Genomic DNA, 427 nt, shown 5'->3' with positions numbered 1-427 from the left:
GCATTGTACTGCGGCTCGACATACGCCATGGCTGCGGCTGCAACGCCCGCCCGCCGGATCGGTTCCGCTGGGGGCGGAACGGAGTGCGGGCCTCCGCGTTGGGCGGTAGGCTGCGCAGGATACAAGCCGGCCCCGGCACGACCTCGGTCGAGGACCGAGGCATCGCGGCCGGGCAACACGGCGAGGCACAGGTGATCGAATGTCGACATCGCAACTCGTGGTACAGCACCTGCCGTACCTGCGCCGCTACGCTCGGGCGCTCACGGGGAGCCAAGTGGCGGGCGACGCCTATGTCGCGGCCACCCTGGAAACCCTCGTCAACGAGCCGGATACGCTCGGCCGCAGCACCAACATCAAGGCCGACCTGTTCCGGGTGTTCACCCGGATCTGGAATTCCCTGTCGGTGAACGGGCGCAGCGAGCAGGTC

At 68.4% G+C, this 427-nt stretch carries 1 pseudogene; it reads left to right on the top strand.

Going from position 1 to position 427, the window contains the following annotated elements:
• Positions 1-199: 199 nt before the first annotated feature.
• A pseudogene (locus tag GVL12_RS25850) lies at positions 200-427 on the top strand (hypothetical protein); the annotation flags it as partial.

This window comes from Pantoea sp. 18069 (genome assembly GCF_902706035.1).
GTDB lineage: Bacteria > Pseudomonadota > Gammaproteobacteria > Burkholderiales > Burkholderiaceae_C > Comamonas.
Note: the sequence above shows the minus strand (reverse complement) of the source record. Positions and strands in the feature narration are given on the sequence as shown.